Below are 17,094 nucleotides of genomic sequence, written 5' to 3'. Positions count from 1 at the left end.
AGAATAAATGGCGATCATCTATATTTAATAGACTAATCCGGGGACATGGTGCTATCTCTCAAGAGAGATTGACCAAGGGATAGTTGCTTACGTTTTTCATCACTGCTGACCTCCGCTGCCTGTTTATCCAGTATCTGAATTAGTGATTCACGAGATATTTCCTCATGACCATTAATCTGATTCAGGACTGCATCACCAATTGCAACATAACCCAATTTATTTTCACCAGTGTGTCTCATTAATATTCCTCCTTTATTAATGTAGTGATGTAAATAAATGACTTACACTTTCAGTATAGCTACTGTGTCTCTTGCAATTAATTATTCAGGGGATTCTTAGGACATAGGAAATCATATGTTCCCAGAGCAGGATAAATATTACTCAATGTGAAAAGGGAAATGTTTTATTATCATGGCGTGAAAAATGGGTCATGAGGGGGGATATAGCCCCCTGGAAACTCATCGAATATATTGCGGATTTACAAACAGTTATCTGTCTTATATCGAGACATCGTGGAGGGCTATAGAAAATCCCTGTTTTTGCCAGTGAGTAAGCTGTTCTTGCTGATAGCGAGACAATGTTTTATCTGCCCAGACAAAAATCTGTTGCCCCGGAAAAAGTTCAGGTCGGGGCGAGTCAAGAGGTTCAGCTAACACATCAATATTCCAACCTCGCTGCGACAAGCGCCAGGCTTCCAGCCACAAACGTGTTCGGTCTTCAATCCCCCAGCCAATAAGCAGAGCATCTTTACCTGGCTTTTTACGGGCACGGGTCAATGACAGGATGACATGGTCGATCAAAATGCCGTCAAGCAAGCTGCACATCGCACGAGCCGTATTTTGGTCCAATGAAAGCCGCTGACGCACCGGCACAAAAACATGATCAATAAGCGCATCAACAGGGTGTTCACGGCAGAATGCATTAACGGTAGCGCGGAGCTTAGCAGGGCGAACATGACGCAGCGACGCCATTAGCTCCTCTTGCAGTGATTCCCAGCCATCATGGGAATCCACTTTTTTTTCTTCCAGCAACGCTTTGACTTTGCCTACAGGTACGCCGCTCTCGATCCATCGTTTGATATTTTCGATACGCTGAATATCTTCCTCATCAAACTGGCGGTGCCCTCCCTCGCTTCGCTGAGGTTTGAGCAAACCATAGCGCCGCTGCCAGGCGCGCAGTGTGACAGGGTTAATTCCGCATCGTTCGGCGACATCGCCAATACTGTAAAAGGTCATCAGTTCCCTCGTACTCAAACCCGATACATGTATATCTAAATTAGCTAATACGAACAGGTTGTACAATTCATTTTATGCTGTACAACTATGGAACAGCGGGTCTGCAAGCATAACCTGAATTCTGCAAAATTCAGAATCAGAATTTTAATTAAGGATATGTGAACACACCCATACTACCAAAGTTCTCGCTCTGAATAGTATGGGTTGGATCAGACAAAAACGGGGGGAATAAAACGGGTGATCACACCTTTTTTTCCGGCCAGGAAACAGCAGGAATTGCCCCGAACAGTGGGCGGGCAAAGAGATACCCCTGGAACTGTGAGATCCCCGCAGACTCAAGCCACATCCATTCTTCCGGCTTCTCTACGCCTACCGCCGAGACCATGATTTCCAGAGAAATACAGCATTTGATGATGGCTTGTATAATTGCCTGACGGGGCCCGCTCTTGTGTACATCTTTTATGAGGTCACGGTTAATTTTGATCCGCTCCGGCTGGAATTGCGCCAGCAATTTCAGCCCCGCAAAACCCGCCCCAAAGTGATCAATAGCCACACGGAAGCCCGCACCTTTTAGCAATTTGACACCTTCAGTGAACTCATCCAGGCGGGAGATCACTTCGCTTTCAGTAAACTCAACGATAACTTGCTCCGGTACAAGCCCGTTCGCTTTGGCCTCATCAAGAAGGAAATTCACCGCACCCGGGATCTTCACCAGTGTCATTGGAAGCAGGTTAACTGACAGCGTCTGTTCGCCCAGATTCAGCGCAGTCGCAAGGGCAAAAGCGACCTTTTTGCTTGTTAGATCAGCCTCATAGATTTCATCTCCCGCCAATGCGTCGAACCATTCCTGAGCCGACCCACCTTTCGGTGTACGGAGCAGAGCTTCAACCGACACCACTTCGCGAGCGAAGGGATCAATAATGGGCTGGAAAGCGAAGTGACAACCTTGTTCACTGTTTGCGGACACGGTTTTAGGAATTGAGTTGTCCTCATCGGGAATAAATTCCCAGGAATCCCCCGGTGGGATTTCAAAGTAGTTCTCTTTCTCAAGGTCCTCAACAAAGGTACGGAAGAATTGCAAGGCGCGATCTTCATAGGTCAACTGATACTTTGACGTTCCCTTATCCAGTACATTTTGCAGCACGTCTTCCCTGCCATACTCTCGTAAATCAAAGAGTTCCATACCGCACTTACCAAATCGACGCGACGGCGCATAGTCGCGCAGTAGCTCCACAATGTTGTAGTGCCGGGTATCCTGGCAAATGTGCTGATATATGGTTGAAATCTTCTCTTCAGGCCCTTCCAGCAACTGGAAAAAATGGGTGCCGTTGAAGAGCAAAATACCCGTGACATCGACGTGCCAGTTCCTGGTATTCGCAGTAGAAACCATATCCTCCAGCATGGAGAACGGAACATTCTCGCAGATATGGCTACGGTAAATGATTGTTGTAAGCATGTACTTTCCGAAAGAAAGCGTTGTAATCGCCACATTAGCAGAGGCATGCGCAGGGGGTCTTTTAACCCTCGAGACCAACGGCGGGTATACAACTAATTGATGTTGAAATGACAAAAAGTCCTGCAATCCTTGAGGCTTTACTCATCACCTTCTAAATACTGCGCACAAAGTGTAGACCGAAAGTCCGATTTCCACCTGATTCTTTACACCTATCTCTTTGAAAATTAACTACTAGCACTTTTTGATCAAAAAGAAGGTTAAATTTGTACAACTTTAATGTACAGTTTTTCTATAGTTGTATAACTTAGTTGATTAATTCACTGACTATTGGCTTTACAGGAGTGACCCATGCAGCAGAACGGCTACCTACCGGACACAGCGAATGCCATTGCCCAGTATTTCAACAGAGCGGACCTGCCCACTCAGCAGGAGACGCTTGGGCAGATCGTGGTAGAGATCCTCAAAGATGGTCGACATCTGAACAGAAAATCACTCTGTACCAAGCTACTGAGCCGACTGGATCAGGCTTCTACGCCAGAAGAAGAGAGGCACTACCAAATGTTGATTGGCCTGCTCTTTGGTCCAGATTAAGCGGAACGCAGCAAATCACCTGGTGAACTGAGTTGTTCCTGGCGGGCACACTGAATAGCCTGCCGCCTGTACCGGAGGATTGACTCAATGCCGCGTTTCATTATCTGAACGGTGCGGCAATCAGAGATGCAGTTATGAAGAGTAGTAAAAATGAACAGATCACAGATGAACTGATTGGAGAAGCGGTGCTATCGCTTCTCCATGACAAAGGCCCAATTAACACGCTCTCCCTCATTGCCAGGTTACAAACGATGCAGAGCAATGAGCAGGATAATCAGCGTCGGAGAATGCTGGCCAGACTGGTTGAGGAAATCAGTCACAGCCACATTATCTCTGCCAGTGATGGGACCAGCACTGAACAAAATGTGTTGAACAAAGGTGCCAGAGATAATGTGTATCCATTATTCGGCAATCGCCAACGGCAAGGGCGCAGTAAAAAGCACTAACTGCTCCCGGCACAACAACTTATTAAGGCCTACATAAATGAGCCAAGTGATGATTGATACCTCAGAACACCACGAGAATCTTCCTGATAGCGCGCTGACTGACTATTTCAAAAACGCGGGTGATCTTCTGGCAGAAGAGGCAACGATTCTTGGTGGCGTCATTCGCAGCATTCTGGCTTACGAAGAGCCGATCACCAACAAAGCCATCATTCTGCGATTGATCAATCTGCTGGAGAACACCGAAGACGTGGTCACCGGCGATGTGATCCGCAAGACGCTGGAGATCGTGGTTGATCACACCTCAGACGACATCTGAGTGCCACAACGCTCGTTCTAGTTTTAGGCAATATGTGCCGGATAGATCGTGACGCACACTTTCAACAACCTTATCTCAGGAACCTTGTCGAGTTGCACAAGGAATTGCTGGATGGTGAGTTAACACTGCACAAACTCACGGTTTACTGATTCAGGCTTGGTGAGTCTCTACCAGTGCCTGCGCACATGCCCAGGCGCTGGCCCAGGCCCACTGGAAGTTATAGCCCCCTAACCACCCGGTCACATCCATCACTTCGCCAATAAAATAGAGGCCAGGCACGTTGCGCGCTTCCATGGTACGTGAAGAGAGTTCATGGGTGTCAACGCCACCGAGTGTCACTTCCGCAGTGCGATAGCCTTCAGTGCCGTTAGGTTGCACACGCCAGTTCGTCAGACTGTCGACCAGTGTTTCCTGTTCGCGACTGTTGAGCTGTTTCAGGGTGACATCCAAAATTTGCCCGAGCTGTTGCAGGCACTCCACCAGCCGTTTAGGCAATTGCATTGCCAGCGTGTTTTTCAGGCTCTGGTTTGGATGCGACTGACGCTGTTCATTCAGGAAACTTTCCAGGTCGCACTCAGGGAGCAAATTGATGCTGACAAATTGCCCTGCCTGCCAGTAGCTGGAAATTTGCAGTACCGCCGGTCCGGACAGACCGCGATGGGTGAAGAGCAGATTCTCTTTAAACACCGTGCCATCTTCTGCGGTGATAATGGAAGGAACGGATACGCCGGAAAGTACCTGGAACTGTTCAAGCATCGGCTTATGCAGTGTGAAAGGCACCAGTCCTGCGCGCGTTGGTAGGACCTTCAGGCCAAACTGTTCCGCGATTTTGTAGCCGAACGGCGAAGCCCCCAGCCCCGGCATAGAGAGTCCACCAGAAGCAATCACCAGCTTTGATGTACTAACCGTCCCCCCATTAAGCTGCAACGTGTAGCCGCTCTCATCACGAGATACACTGAGTACCTCACTGCGCAGACGTGTCGTAACCTCACCCTTTTCACACTCAGCTACCAGCATGCTGACAATCTGTTCGGCGGAATCATCGCAGAAGAGCTGCCCGAGGGTCTTCTCATGCCAGGCGATACCGTACTTGCCGACCAGATCGATGAAATCCCATTGGGTATAGCGGGCGAGGGCAGATTTGCAAAAATGAGGGTTTTGACTGAGATACGCAGCAGGTTCGACATAAAGGTTAGTGAAGTTGCAGCGACCACCACCCGACATAAGGATCTTACGACCAGGTTTTTTACCGTTATCCAATAGCAGCACGCGCAAGCCCGCCTGCCCTGCCTGAGCTGCACAAAACATCCCTGCCGCACCGGCACCGATAACGATGGCATCAAACCTTTCCACACTTCACCTCACTCATTTTAGTCGCCGCGGATTGTAAATATTTCAAGGTGGTCGCACCAGCCCGAATATCCAGACCTTTGCTCATTTCATTGAAAAATATGAGAATATGCTTAAAGCCAAGAAGCAAAATAATAAAGAATGTCAAAAAAAGTCCATATTTCACTTTGCCGATGTCACTAAAGTCACTGATAATGCGCCGCGTTCATGTCCCCAAGATGGCGTAACGTCCTATGCTACATTTATTTGCCGGCCTGGATCTTCATACCGGGTTATTACTTTTGCTTGCTCTGGTTTTTGTTCTGTTCTACGAAGCGATCAACGGCTTCCACGACACGGCAAACGCTGTAGCTACGGTTATCTATACTCGTGCAATGCGCTCACAACTCGCTGTTGTGATGGCGGCTGTGTTTAACTTCTTCGGCGTTCTGCTGGGGGGGCTAAGTGTCGCTTATGCGATTGTGCATATGTTACCGACCGATTTACTGCTCAACGTGAGTTCCGCACATGGCCTCGCCATGGTCTTCTCTATGTTGCTGGCAGCCATTATCTGGAACCTGGGTACCTGGTATCTTGGTCTTCCGGCATCCAGTTCACACACCCTGATTGGCGCCATTATCGGTATTGGTTTAACCAACGCCCTGATGACCGGTACCTCGGTGGTCGACGCGCTTAACATTCCTAAAGTGCTGAACATCTTTGGTTCACTGATCGTTTCACCGATCGTGGGTCTGGTGTTTGCTGGCGGCCTGGTGTACATCCTGCGTCGCTTCTGGAGTGGAAGCAAAAAACGCGATCGCATCCATTTAACGCCTGCTGAACGTGAAAAGCAGGACGGTAAAAGAAAGCCTCCATTCTGGACACGTATTGCCCTGATTCTCTCTGCTATTGGCGTGAGTTTCTCCCACGGCGCAAACGACGGTCAGAAAGGCATTGGTTTGATTATGCTGGTACTGATTGGCGTCGCACCTGCGGGCTTCGTGGTCAACATGAATGCCACGGGTTACGATATCACCCGTACCCGTGATGCAGTCAACAACGTGGAAACGTACTTCCAGCAGCATCCTGACCTGCTGCAAAAAGTGACCGGTGTTGACCCTATGGCCCCGGTTCCGGCACCGACTGACGTCGTATCGAATCCGACAGAATTCCATTGTCACCCTGGCCGCGCCATTATCGCGCTGGACAAGGCGAAAGAGATGCTGACCGGAATCGAAAGCTACGACAAACTGGCAATCGAGCAACGTAGCCAGCTGCGCCGCATCATGCTTTGCCTGTCTGATATTACCGACCAGGTGACCAAAATGCCTGAGGTGAGTGCAGATGATCAACGCCTGCTTAAAAAGCTGAAAGGCGATATGCTGAGCACCATCGAGTACGCGCCAATCTGGATTATCATGGCCGTCGCACTGGCGTTGGGCCTGGGTACGATGATTGGCTGGCGTCGTGTTGCAACCACTATCGGTGAGAAAATCGGTAAGAAAGGCATGACCTATGCGCAGGGGATGTCCGCTCAGATGACGGCGGCTGTTTCTATCGGTCTGGCGAGCTATACCGGTATGCCCGTCTCCACCACTCACGTGCTCTCGTCCTCCGTGGCGGGGACCATGATTGTGGATGGCGGCGGTCTGCAACGCAAAACCGTGACCAGCATTCTGATGGCCTGGGTGTTCACATTGCCCGCATCCATCATTCTCTCAGGAGTGCTGTACTGGATTGCCCTGAAGCTGATTTAAAAACGCCACCCTAATACTTCGGTGTGACGGATAAAAACGGGTCAGCTTGCTGGCCCGTTTTTATATGCTCAGTGCCATATCATCAACGCAATCAAACTCACTACGATTAAACCGCACAACGCGCTGGTTAAGATGAACTGACCACGCACACGGTCACAACGGCGAATGAACTCATCATCATGATGATCGCGATAACGTTGGGCGTAGATATACCACACCAAACGCATCTGCTTACCAGGCTGTCCATGGGAGGTAAAAAAGCCTCCGCCATCTACATATTGATAAAGCAACGGGTCACAACCACGCAGTACCACTAGCAAAGCACGTAACGACGAAAAGTAACGCGCCATGTTAACAACACAAACGATGCATAACGCCCAAAACAGCGCGACGGTGCTGATCATCATATCTACTCCCCCGGCGACCTGCCCACGGAAACTTGCTCCGGGACTACCGCTCCCAGATATCACCCAAGTCATTCAGTGAAGAGTGTTACCAATAACCGATCGGGATCACAAACTTTTATCCGAACGGCTCATTAAATAGTGTAGGAGATCAGTCTATTTTTTTGCCACATCCTTAAGCGATCTATTGCATCTGGTTGTAAATATGACTTAAGGGATTCGTGATCGTGGCGCATTGACGACGTTATAAGAGAGTTATAAGGTAGAAATATCCTCTACAATGAGATCCTTAAGGCCGGGCGCTACCCGCGCAGGTTGTATGCAGGACGTGGGAAGTGCCACTGCATCATAGGGGATCGACCCTGTGGTCATCGAAAACTTATGGAAGGAGTAACATTATGGCTTACAAACACATACTCATCGCGGTAGACCTCTCACCTGAAAGCAAATTGCTGGTTGAGAAAGCAGTCTCCATGGCACGTCCTTACAACGCGAAAGTGTCCCTGATTCATGTCGATGTTAACTATTCCGATCTTTACACTGGCCTTATTGACGTTAACCTCGGCGATATGCAAAAACGCATCTCCGATGAAACGCATCAGGCGCTGACTGAACTCTCCACCAACGCAGGTTATCCGATTACTGAAACACTGAGCGGTAGCGGTGATCTGGGGCAGGTGCTGGTTGATGCCATCAAAAAATACGATATGGATTTGGTGGTCTGCGGTCATCATCAGGATTTCTGGAGCAAGCTGATGTCTTCGGCTCGCCAGCTGATTAACACCGTTCACGTCGATATGCTGATTGTCCCGCTGAAGGACGATGAAGAAGATTAATCTGGTTCTGTTGACCAGTATGACAACGCCCGCTGATGCGGGCGTTTTGTTTTCTAGCTTAGGGTGAGGGCATCAGACCGCACTCTCCTCCGGCGTCCCGGTATAAATATCAAACCGGTGGCCTTTAGTGGTCACCGCATTGGTAGTCGCCACATTAGCCAGCGGCGGCGCATAATCCGGGCGCTTCACTACCACCCGTTTCGTCGCCAGTTGACGTGCGGGTTCGAGTAAACCGTCGGCATCCAGGTCCGGCCCCACCAGCGACTGGAATACGCGCATCTCTTTTTTCACCAGCGCGCTTTTCTGCTTATGCGGGAACATCGGATCTAAGTAGACCACCTGCGGGCGCGGCGTAATATCCGCCAGCCCTGTCAGGCTTGACGCATGAATCAGCTGCAACCGTTCCTGTAACCAGCCGCCAATTTCCGGGTCAGCGTAACCGCGTGCCAGGCCATCATCCAGCAGCGCAGCGACAACCGGATTACGCTCCAGCATACGCACACGGCAGCCTACAGACGCCAGCACAAAGGCATCACGCCCCAGGCCCGCCGTGGCATCCACCACGTCCGGCAGGTAGCTGCCCTTAATGCCGACCGCTTTGGCGACTGCTTCTCCGCGTCCACCACCAAACTTGCGCCGATGTGCCATCGCCCCGTCGACAAAATCCACGAAAATGCCGCCAAGTTTCGGTTCATCGCGCTTACGCAGCTCCAGGCGAGACGCTGTCAGCACCAGCGCCATCACATTCTCATCGTCATGTTCCAGCCCCCAGCGGGACGCAAGAACAGATAAGGCGCCGTCTCCGGCGCCTGTTTCATCCACTAAACAGATTTTCACTTATGTGACACCCGGCGGTTAATCTTCGATACCGTAATGCTCCAACATCGCATCCAGCTGCGGTTCGCGGCCACGGAAGCGTTTGAACAGCTCCATTGGCTCTTCGGAACCGCCACGGGTCAGGATGTTGTCGAGGAAGGACTGACCGGTTTCGCGGTTGAAAATCCCCTCTTCTTCGAAGCGTGAGTAAGCATCTGCCGCCAGCACGTCAGCCCACAGATAGCTGTAGTAACCTGCCGCATAGCCACCGGCAAAGATGTGGCTGAAGGCGTGCGGGAAGCGGCCCCAGGACGGGCTTTGCATCACGGCAACCTGGTTTTTAATCTCAAACAGCGTATCGAGGATTTTCGCCCCGTGTTCCGGGTTAAATTCCGCATGCAGACGGAAGTCGAACAGGCCGAACTCCAGCTGACGCAGAATAAACAGCGCCGCCTGGTAGTTTTTCGCTTCCAGCATTTTATCGAGCAGATCCTGCGGCAGCGGCTCGCCGGTTTCATAGTGACCAGAGATAAACGCCAGCGCATCCGGCTCCCAGCACCAGTTTTCCATAAACTGGCTCGGCAGTTCGACGGCGTCCCATGGCACACCACTGATACCAGCAACCCCCGGGGTTTCGATACGGGTCAGCATATGGTGCAGACCGTGACCGAACTCATGGAACAGGGTGATGACTTCGTCGTGAGTGAAGAGCGCAGGCTTGCCATTGACCGGACGGTTGAAGTTACAGGTGAGATAGGCCACCGGTTTTTGCAGTGAACCGTCTGCCAGGCGCATCTGCCCGACACAATCATCCATCCACGCACCGCCGCGTTTATGCTCACGGGCATAGAGGTCGAGATAGAAGCTACCGCGCAGTTCATTGCTGTCGTCATACAGCTCGAAGAAACGCACTTCCGGGTGCCAGACTTCAACATCCGTACGCTCTTTCGCGGTGATGCCATAAATGCGTTTCACCACTTCAAACAGACCGCTAACTGCTTTATTTTCCGGGAAGTACGGACGCAGTTGTTCATCGCTTATGCTGTACAGGTGCTGTTTCTGTTTTTCGCTGTAGTAAGCAATGTCCCACGGCTGCAGCTCATCAACACCAAACTCTTTTTTGGCGAAGGCGCGCAGCTGCGCGAGTTCTCTCTGGCCCTGCGGACGCGCACGCTTAGCAAGGTCGTTGAGGAAATCGAGCACCTGAGACGGGTTCTCCGCCATTTTGGTCGCCAGTGATTTGAAGGCGTAGCTTTCAAAGCCGAGCAGCTGTGCCAGTTCGTGGCGCAGGGCGAGGATCTCTTCCATCACCGGGCTGTTGTCCCACTTGCCCGCGTTCGGACCCTGATCGGAGGCACGGGTGCTGTACGCGCGGTACATCTCTTCACGCAGCGGCTGATTGTCGCAGTAGGTCAGCACCGGCAGGTAACTCGGGATATCCAGGGTAAGCAGGTAGCCCTGCTGTTCTTTGGCTTCAGCCTGCGCTTTCGCCGCCGCCAGCGCGCTTTCCGGCATCCCGGAGAGCTCGGCTTCGTCGGTAATCAGTTTGCTCCAGCCCATGGTCGCATCCAGCACGTTGTTGCTGTACTGATTGCCCAGTTCAGACAGGCGCGCGGCGATTTCGCCGTAACGTTTCTGTTTCTCTTTATCCAGACCAATCCCGGACAACTCAAAGTCACGCAGGGCGTTGTCGACAGATTTTTTCTGTGCGGTATTTAGCGTGGCGTAATGGTCGCCATCGCGCAGGTCACGATAGGCGTTATACAGCCCTTCGTGCTGGCCAACCCAGGTGCTGTACTCAGAGAGCAGCGGCAGCGTTTGCTCGTAAGCTTCGCGCAGTTCAGGGCTGTTTTGTACGGAATTCAGGTGGCTCACCGGGGAGAAAAGACGGCCCAGGCGGTCATCGACTTCTGCCAGCGGTTGGCAAAGATTTTCCCAGGTAAAAGGCCCGCTTTGTGCGACCATGCTTTCCACCGCCGTGCGGCAATCGTCCAGTGCTTTCGTTACGGCAGGTACGACATGCTCAGGCAGGATTTTAGAAAATGGCGGTAATTTGAAAGGCGACAACAATGGGTTGGTCATATACGCAGTCCTGTCCTGTTTAAGAAAGTGAATGAAGCGCACGATCCGGCGCTCTGCATAACGTTGTAGCATGGGGTTAAGTGTAGAGGATTTCAATGGCAGGCGTGGCGTTGAAGCGCTTATCGCTGCAATGCCTTTTTGTGAATACCCTGCGATTTCCACTCAGAAATCATGGGAATAAGAAATGCTGTCAGTGCGTATAATCATGATGACGGACACAAGGAGAGCGTATGTTGAAATCCATTCTGTCGATATTGCCCTTGCTGGCGCTTATCGCACTGCTCCTCACGTTCCCGAAGTGGCGGCGGCGTAAAAAGGGGGATGAAGCAAATAAGGGGTTACGAAAGATATCTATCCCTACTAAAACCTTCCGGCCCGGCAAAGGTGGGCAGTTGTTACCCACAACCTATTACTTCGACGCAGAGAATTTTTATGAAATTCAGGTCGATGTAAAAAAATCTGTGCCTCTCAGCGCGATTACCAAAGTCGAACGGGACAGCATCGAAGTGAATAATCGCTCTTTCTGGATAGTCACTTTTGTCGCCGACGGGCAGACGAAACAGGTACGGTTTCGCCATAACTACACCCTGTTTAAGACGGATTTTGCCGATTTCCTGGAGGCGGTGAAACGCGCTAACCCAAGTGCCAGCGTGCGCGAACTGACCGCGTTTAGTCTCTGAATAGCAAACGGTGCCAGCAGGGCCGGCACCGTGGTCAACACTTACTTCGCTTTATGCGCCATCGCATAAGCTGCTGGCAGATTCAGACGCTGCCAGAAGTTCTGATCGGCCGTCTCACCCGACAGTGGGTAGCCACCCGGTAGAGCGGTTTTCACCATCAAATCACGACGTGCCGCCGCTGACAGATTTGGCAACGCGGCTTCGAGCAGGACTTCCGCACCTTCCGGCACTTTCACCGCCTGGGCTTTGCCTTTCTGCTGCGGCAGGTCATAGGTCATGGTGAAGCGATAGAACTCTTTCATGGCCGGGTCACGATACGGATCGTCTTTGCCGACCGTCTTCGCACACTCTGCCAGGGTCGTGCCACACTCTTTCTCCAGCGCAGTACGCAGTTGGTCACGCGCTTCGTTGAACAACTTACGGTAAGCCGGGTCATTGAGATAATGGGCTACGTTACGCTGTGCCACCATACGCGAACCCATCACGTCCAGTGGGTAGTGCACGCCGAGCACAATGCGCGAGTAGCCATAGCGCGCGCCGCGTTCAACCAGGGAGTCAAAGCGCTCAGGGATCATCTCCGCCATCAGCAGAGAATCGGTGTAACCGGTATTGGTGTGGCCGCTCGGGAAGGAGCCGCCGTCCGCCGCATACGGCTTGTTGTCTTTCACCACCACATCATCCGGCACCTGGTGAATGGTGTTGCCTTCAATCAGGAACGGACGTTTGTAGTTAAAGTGTTTTTTCGCCTCACCGGTGCTGATTTCGGTGGTTTTGATGAGCGCTGCCGCTTTGTTGAGTTCACCTTTGTCATAGGCAGCGATGAAAGCCTTGCCCAGACGTGGCCCTAACGCATCGGAGAGAAAATAGAGATAGCTGATGCCTTCGGCGTCTGCCAGTGCCTGATGACGCAGACCCTGGGTCGCATTCAGGTTGAAGCCTTCAACGGTTTTCAGGTTGAGATCCAGCACCGGTGCGGGCAGTTTGCTAAAGCCAGATAACAACTCAATGCCCGCCTTTTGGTTCTCTTTGACCTTGAAGTCATAGCCGCTGGCCTTCAGCCATGCGGTATCAGCCTGAGTGCTGCTTTGCGCCGCTTTCTCAAGATACGCACGATCAATGGACGTACCGCCCGCTTTCAACGATTCACGCAGCGCTGCCAGCGACTGCGCTTCCAGCTCGTCGAACGGCTGACTGACGGAAGCCGGCGTGGTGGTGTTCGCGATGTCCCGCGCAACAGTGACCGGCACATCTTTCGCCATCGCCTGTTGAGCCAGCAGCAGGGAAGCGGTTAACAGCGTCATACGGATTTTCATTTTTTATCCTTTTATTCAAACGATTACCTTGCCTGCACACGACGCTAGACCTGACGTTTGACGTTTTTGTGACACGGATAAATTTTGAAACGCTTATCAGAGAATTGAAACAAGCGCATCGGCAACGGCATTTCAACGCAATCTACGGTAAACTGTGCTGAATCTCGTTCATATTCTGGAATCTCTGCCTCCATGCTCAGTTATCGCCACAGCTTTCACGCTGGCAACCACGCCGACGTCTTAAAACACACCGTTCAGAGCCTGATCATCGAATCGCTCAAAGAAAAGGATAAACCCTTTATCTACCTGGATACCCATGCGGGGGCGGGGCGTTATCAGTTGTCTGGCGAACATGCCGAGCGTACCGGAGAGTACCTGGAAGGGATTGCGCGTATCTGGCAGCAGGACGATTTGCCAGCAGAACTGGAGCCGTACATGAACGTACTGCGCCACTTTAACCGCACGGACACCCTGCGCTACTACCCTGGTTCCCCGCTGATTGCCCGCCAGTTGCTGCGTGAACAGGACAGCCTGTTCCTGACCGAACTGCACCCGAGCGACTTCCCGCTGCTGCGCCAGGAGTTCCAGAAAGATGAGCGTACTCGCGTTGAACGTGCTGATGGCTATCAGCAACTGAAAGCCAAGCTGCCGCCGGTTTCCCGTCGCGGTATGGTGCTGATTGACCCGCCGTATGAGATGAAATCCGATTACCAGGCCGTGGTTGCGGGCATCCATGAAGGCTACAAGCGTTTTGCCACCGGCACCTATGCCCTGTGGTATCCGGTTGTCCTGCGTGCACAAATCAAACGCATGATTAAAGAGCTGGAAGCCACCGGCATTCGTAAGATTCTGCAAATTGAACTGGCCGTGCGCCCGGACAGCGACCAGCGGGGCATGACCGCCTCCGGTATGATCGTCATTAACCCGCCGTGGAAGTTAGAAGCACAGATGAATAACGTGCTGCCATGGCTGCACCGTACACTGGTGCCAGGCGGAACCGGGCACACGCTCGTAAACTGGATTGTACCTGAGTAACAAAACCTGAGTAATTGCAGCGATTGAGGGAACCTTCTTCGCTGCGCGCTACAATCGCGACAGTTTTCAACCTCGTTCAGGATTAAGGAATTAACCATGGGCAAACATTACGACTATATCGCCATCGGCGGCGGCAGCGGCGGGATCGCCTCCATCAACCGTGCGGCGATGTATGGCCAGAAATGCGCGCTGATTGAAGCCAAAGAGCTCGGCGGTACCTGCGTGAACGTAGGTTGTGTACCGAAAAAAGTGATGTGGCATGCGGCGCAAATCCGCGAAGCCATTCACATGTACGGCCCGGATTACGGTTTCGACGCCTCCATTAACCATTTCGACTGGGCGAAGCTGGTTGCAAGCCGTACGGCTTATATTGACCGCATCCACACCTCGTACGACAACGTGCTGGGTAAAAATAACGTCGATGTTATTCGTGGATTCGCCCGTTTTGTTGATGCAAACACGATCGAAGTGAATGGTGAGACGATCACCGCCGATCACATCCTGATCGCAACAGGTGGTCGCCCGAGCCATCCGAACATTCCGGGTGCGGAATACGGTATCGACTCCGACGGTTTCTTTGAGCTGCCTGCGCTGCCAAAACGTGTGGCGGTCGTCGGTGCGGGTTATATCGCCGTCGAACTGGCTGGCGTGATTAACGGTCTGGGCGCTGAGACGCATCTGTACGTGCGCAAGCATTCGCCGCTGCGTAGCTTTGACCCGATGATCAGCGAAACGCTGGTCGAAATCATGGCCGCCGAAGGCCCGACGCTGCACAAAGAAGCGATTCCAAAAGCAGTGGTCAAAAATGCCGATGGCAGCCTGACGCTGGAACTGGAAGATGGACGCTCGCAGACTGTCGATTGCCTGATTTGGGCGATTGGTCGCGAACCCGCTAATGACACGTTCAACCTGGATGTGACTGGCGTGAAAACCGACGAAAAAGGCTTCATCGTCGTCGATAAGTTCCAGAATACTTCTGTTCCTGGTATCTACGCCGTGGGTGATAACACCGGTGCCGTTGAGCTGACTCCCGTTGCTGTGGCAGCAGGCCGTCGCCTCTCAGAACGCCTGTTTAACAACAAGCCGGATGAGCATCTGGATTACAGCAACATCCCGACCGTGGTGTTTACCCACCCGCCGATTGGCACCGTTGGCCTGACCGAGCCGCAGGCGCGTGAGCAGTACGGTGACGAGCTGGTGAAAGTCTACAAATCGTCCTTTACCGCCATGTACACGGCGGTGACTTCTCACCGTCAGCCGTGCCGCATGAAGTTAGTCTGCGTCGGCCCGGAAGAGAAAATTGTCGGCATCCATGGCATCGGCTTCGGTATGGATGAGATCCTGCAAGGCTTCGCGGTCGCCCTCAAAATGGGTGCCACCAAGAAGGACTTCGATAACACCGTGGCTATTCACCCAACGGCAGCAGAAGAGTTTGTGACGATGCGCTAAGCAACGTTATCAATACTTTTGTGAAGAATGAAAAGGCGCTGATTCAGCGCCTTTTTTGTTTTGCCGATTTGCCAGAAACGCCCGATGGCGCAAGCTTATCGGGCCTACGTTCCTGCTTACCCACCCAGCCCTCTTCAAAAAGCGAGCCGCCATCCGGCAGCATCCCCGATCACTCCTGACACTATGCTGTCAGGAGGGGGGTGAGACACTCTCATTGTCGAAAACACAATGAGGACGAGAAAATGAGCAACATTATCAACTGGTTTGAGATTCCGGTTCAGGACCTGCAGCGGGCAACCGCCTTTTATGAACACTGCATCAATGCACAATTTCGTCAGGAGCATGTCGCGGGCATGTCCATGGCAGTCTTTAACTATCAGGAACCGGCAATCGGTGGTGCACTGGTGAAATCAGACATGATCCAGCCGTCGAGCAGTGGCACCGTGGTTTACCTCTATACCGCAGATATCGCCGCTTCACTGGCAAAAGTGGCGGAAAAAGGCGGTACCTGCTGCTTCGGGCCAGAAATTTTACCGAACGATATTGGCACCATCGCGCTTATCATCGACAGTGAAGGGAATAAAGTCGGGCTGCACCAGCCAGCCTGAAAACGCTAACCACACACTGACAGGAAACCAACCATGAGCCGCCGCGCCGACAGGCTTTTTCAGATTGTCCAGATCCTGCGCACACGCCGCCGGGTCACGGCGGCCATGCTGGCGGAAAGGCTGGAGGTGTCGGAACGCACCGTCTATCGCGACATTCGCGATCTGTCGCTGTCAGGCGTGCCTGTTCAGGGAGAAGCAGGGTGCGGCTACCGCCTGATGCCAGGTTTTGACCTGCCGCCGCTGATGTTTACCGGTATGGAAGTGGAAGCCCTGATTGCCGCCATCGGCATGCTGCAAACCTGGAGTGGTGACACCCTGGCAAAAGCGGCGGGTTCAGCGCAGGAAAAACTGCTGGCGGTGCTGCCAACGGACAGGCGCATTCTGGCGGAACGTAACCGCATTCTGACGCCGGATTTTGGCAAGTACCCGCTGGCCCGACGCTGGTTTGATGTTTTCCATCAGGCCATGCGCCAGCATGATGAAGTCTGGATCCGTTATGAAAATGATAAAGGCGAAGGCTCTGAGCGGATTATCCATCCGCTCGGCCTGTCGTTCTGGGGGGAAGTGTGGGTGCTGGTAGCGTGGTGCGAACTGCGTCAGGATTATCGCTGCTTCCGCCTGGATCGCTGTGAGGCGGTAACGCTAACTGGTAAGCCCTTTGCCGAACGCCCCGACCGTTCCCTTGAAGATTTTATCCGCCAGCAGAAGGCGAATTCGATAAGAACTGACGATAAGCAGTAA

At 52.3% G+C, this 17,094-nt stretch carries 18 protein-coding genes; 10 read left to right on the top strand and 8 right to left on the bottom strand.

The genetic code is table 11. The features are described 5' to 3' along the window. Window positions 1-32 precede the first annotated feature (32 nt). From AC5JPW_RS01750 to AC5JPW_RS01740, 3 genes are all read right to left on the bottom strand, one after another. The gene (locus AC5JPW_RS01750; RefSeq protein ID WP_494237925.1) at window positions 33-239 is read right to left on the bottom strand and encodes a hypothetical protein; all 207 of its coding nucleotides are present in this window, start codon (window positions 237-239) and stop codon (window positions 33-35) included. Window positions 240-497: 258 nt separating this feature from the next. Further along, on the bottom strand, window positions 498-1,235 hold the full coding sequence (locus AC5JPW_RS01745) for a MerR family transcriptional regulator (protein ID WP_494237924.1): 738 nt from the start codon (window positions 1,233-1,235) through the stop codon (window positions 498-500). 241 nt (window positions 1,236-1,476) lie between these two features. Continuing rightward, the gene (locus AC5JPW_RS01740) at window positions 1,477-2,691 is read right to left on the bottom strand and encodes a diguanylate phosphodiesterase (protein ID WP_494237923.1); all 1,215 of its coding nucleotides are present in this window, start codon (window positions 2,689-2,691) and stop codon (window positions 1,477-1,479) included. Window positions 2,692-3,039: 348 nt separating this feature from the next. Between AC5JPW_RS01740 and ycgZ the strand changes: the two genes are divergently transcribed. The 3 genes from ycgZ to AC5JPW_RS01725 all read left to right on the top strand — a co-directional run bounded on the left by ycgZ (window position 3,040) and on the right by AC5JPW_RS01725 (window position 4,044). Then, entirely contained in the window at window positions 3,040-3,282 is a 243-nt protein-coding gene (gene ycgZ, locus AC5JPW_RS01735; RefSeq protein WP_494237922.1) for a regulatory protein YcgZ, read from the top strand. A gap of 134 nt (window positions 3,283-3,416) precedes the next feature. Beyond that, window positions 3,417-3,728, top strand: coding sequence for a hypothetical protein (locus AC5JPW_RS01730; RefSeq protein WP_494237921.1), 312 nt, complete (start codon window positions 3,417-3,419; stop codon window positions 3,726-3,728). 37 nt (window positions 3,729-3,765) lie between these two features. Then, a complete protein-coding gene (locus AC5JPW_RS01725) occupies window positions 3,766-4,044 on the top strand; it encodes a biofilm development regulator YmgB/AriR family protein (RefSeq protein ID WP_494237920.1) in 279 nt (92 codons plus the stop codon). Window positions 4,045-4,194: 150 nt separating this feature from the next. Here the strand turns inward: AC5JPW_RS01725 and AC5JPW_RS01720 are convergent, their stop codons facing one another. Beyond that, window positions 4,195-5,397, bottom strand: a complete 1,203-nt coding sequence (locus AC5JPW_RS01720) for a BaiN/RdsA family NAD(P)/FAD-dependent oxidoreductase (RefSeq protein WP_494237919.1) — start codon at window positions 5,395-5,397, stop codon at window positions 4,195-4,197. Window positions 5,398-5,627: 230 nt separating this feature from the next. Here AC5JPW_RS01720 and pitA point away from each other — a divergent pair, with 230 nt between their 5' ends. Next, window positions 5,628-7,130: an inorganic phosphate transporter PitA gene (pitA, locus tag AC5JPW_RS01715; RefSeq protein WP_494237918.1), complete on the top strand. Its 1,503-nt coding sequence runs from the start codon at window positions 5,628-5,630 to the stop codon at window positions 7,128-7,130. Window positions 7,131-7,198: 68 nt separating this feature from the next. On the opposite strand, the gene uspB is transcribed toward pitA, so the two are convergent. Beyond that, window positions 7,199-7,534: a universal stress protein UspB gene (gene uspB / locus AC5JPW_RS01710; protein WP_494238126.1), complete on the bottom strand. Its 336-nt coding sequence runs from the start codon at window positions 7,532-7,534 to the stop codon at window positions 7,199-7,201. A 398-nt stretch (window positions 7,535-7,932) separates the two neighbouring features. On the opposite strand from uspB, the gene uspA reads away from it, so the two are divergent. Next, window positions 7,933-8,370, top strand: a complete 438-nt coding sequence (gene uspA / locus AC5JPW_RS01705) for a universal stress protein UspA (RefSeq protein ID WP_494237917.1) — start codon at window positions 7,933-7,935, stop codon at window positions 8,368-8,370. Between the two features lie 72 nt (window positions 8,371-8,442). On the opposite strand, the gene rsmJ is transcribed toward uspA, so the two are convergent. Next, window positions 8,443-9,207, bottom strand: a complete 765-nt coding sequence (gene rsmJ / locus AC5JPW_RS01700; RefSeq protein ID WP_494237916.1) for a 16S rRNA (guanine(1516)-N(2))-methyltransferase RsmJ — start codon at window positions 9,205-9,207, stop codon at window positions 8,443-8,445. An 18-nt stretch (window positions 9,208-9,225) separates the two neighbouring features. Then, window positions 9,226-11,268, bottom strand: a complete 2,043-nt coding sequence (prlC, locus tag AC5JPW_RS01695; RefSeq protein WP_494237915.1) for an oligopeptidase A — start codon at window positions 11,266-11,268, stop codon at window positions 9,226-9,228. Window positions 11,269-11,498: 230 nt separating this feature from the next. On the opposite strand from prlC, the gene AC5JPW_RS01690 reads away from it, so the two are divergent. Further along, window positions 11,499-11,948 (top strand): hypothetical protein, encoded by a 450-nt coding sequence (locus AC5JPW_RS01690; RefSeq protein ID WP_494237914.1) that lies wholly within the window; start codon window positions 11,499-11,501, stop codon window positions 11,946-11,948. Window positions 11,949-11,989: 41 nt separating this feature from the next. Here AC5JPW_RS01690 and AC5JPW_RS01685 read toward each other — a convergent pair whose 3' ends face one another. Beyond that, the gene (locus tag AC5JPW_RS01685; protein ID WP_494237913.1) at window positions 11,990-13,261 is read right to left on the bottom strand and encodes an acid phosphatase; all 1,272 of its coding nucleotides are present in this window, start codon (window positions 13,259-13,261) and stop codon (window positions 11,990-11,992) included. Window positions 13,262-13,453: 192 nt separating this feature from the next. Here AC5JPW_RS01685 and AC5JPW_RS01680 point away from each other — a divergent pair, with 192 nt between their 5' ends. From AC5JPW_RS01680 to AC5JPW_RS01665, 4 genes are all read left to right on the top strand, one after another. Beyond that, entirely contained in the window at window positions 13,454-14,296 is an 843-nt protein-coding gene (locus AC5JPW_RS01680; RefSeq protein ID WP_494237912.1) for a 23S rRNA (adenine(2030)-N(6))-methyltransferase RlmJ, read from the top strand. Window positions 14,297-14,392: 96 nt separating this feature from the next. After that, window positions 14,393-15,745, top strand: a complete 1,353-nt coding sequence (gene gorA, locus AC5JPW_RS01675) for a glutathione-disulfide reductase (RefSeq protein ID WP_494237911.1) — start codon at window positions 14,393-14,395, stop codon at window positions 15,743-15,745. A 242-nt stretch (window positions 15,746-15,987) separates the two neighbouring features. Further along, a complete protein-coding gene (locus AC5JPW_RS01670) occupies window positions 15,988-16,353 on the top strand; it encodes a VOC family protein (protein WP_494237910.1) in 366 nt (121 codons plus the stop codon). A gap of 33 nt (window positions 16,354-16,386) precedes the next feature. Then, a complete protein-coding gene (locus AC5JPW_RS01665; protein WP_494237909.1) occupies window positions 16,387-17,094 on the top strand; it encodes a helix-turn-helix transcriptional regulator in 708 nt (235 codons plus the stop codon).

The organism is Phytobacter sp., assembly GCF_059074235.1.
This window is presented reverse-complemented; position numbering and strand designations above follow the sequence as displayed.

Excerpts from the sequence above, each read along its gene's own strand:
- AC5JPW_RS01665 (WP_494237909.1), top strand. The coding sequence starts at position 16,387 with ATGAGCCGCCGCGCCGACAGGCTTTTTCAGATTGTCCAGATCCTGCGC.
- AC5JPW_RS01685 (WP_494237913.1), bottom strand. The coding sequence starts at position 13,261 with ATGAAAATCCGTATGACGCTGTTAACCGCTTCCCTGCTGCTGGCTCAA.
- AC5JPW_RS01745 (WP_494237924.1), bottom strand. The coding sequence starts at position 1,235 with ATGACCTTTTACAGTATTGGCGATGTCGCCGAACGATGCGGAATTAAC.
- AC5JPW_RS01670 (WP_494237910.1), top strand. The coding sequence starts at position 15,988 with ATGAGCAACATTATCAACTGGTTTGAGATTCCGGTTCAGGACCTGCAG.
- prlC (WP_494237915.1), bottom strand. The coding sequence starts at position 11,268 with ATGACCAACCCATTGTTGTCGCCTTTCAAATTACCGCCATTTTCTAAA.
- AC5JPW_RS01740 (WP_494237923.1), bottom strand. The coding sequence starts at position 2,691 with ATGCTTACAACAATCATTTACCGTAGCCATATCTGCGAGAATGTTCCG.
- AC5JPW_RS01725 (WP_494237920.1), top strand. The coding sequence starts at position 3,766 with ATGAGCCAAGTGATGATTGATACCTCAGAACACCACGAGAATCTTCCT.
- uspB (WP_494238126.1), bottom strand. The coding sequence starts at position 7,534 with ATGATCAGCACCGTCGCGCTGTTTTGGGCGTTATGCATCGTTTGTGTT.
- uspA (WP_494237917.1), top strand. The coding sequence starts at position 7,933 with ATGGCTTACAAACACATACTCATCGCGGTAGACCTCTCACCTGAAAGC.
- ycgZ (WP_494237922.1), top strand. The coding sequence starts at position 3,040 with ATGCAGCAGAACGGCTACCTACCGGACACAGCGAATGCCATTGCCCAG.
- pitA (WP_494237918.1), top strand. The coding sequence starts at position 5,628 with ATGCTACATTTATTTGCCGGCCTGGATCTTCATACCGGGTTATTACTT.
- AC5JPW_RS01690 (WP_494237914.1), top strand. The coding sequence starts at position 11,499 with ATGTTGAAATCCATTCTGTCGATATTGCCCTTGCTGGCGCTTATCGCA.
- AC5JPW_RS01730 (WP_494237921.1), top strand. The coding sequence starts at position 3,417 with ATGAAGAGTAGTAAAAATGAACAGATCACAGATGAACTGATTGGAGAA.
- AC5JPW_RS01750 (WP_494237925.1), bottom strand. The coding sequence starts at position 239 with ATGAGACACACTGGTGAAAATAAATTGGGTTATGTTGCAATTGGTGAT.
- AC5JPW_RS01680 (WP_494237912.1), top strand. The coding sequence starts at position 13,454 with ATGCTCAGTTATCGCCACAGCTTTCACGCTGGCAACCACGCCGACGTC.
- gorA (WP_494237911.1), top strand. The coding sequence starts at position 14,393 with ATGGGCAAACATTACGACTATATCGCCATCGGCGGCGGCAGCGGCGGG.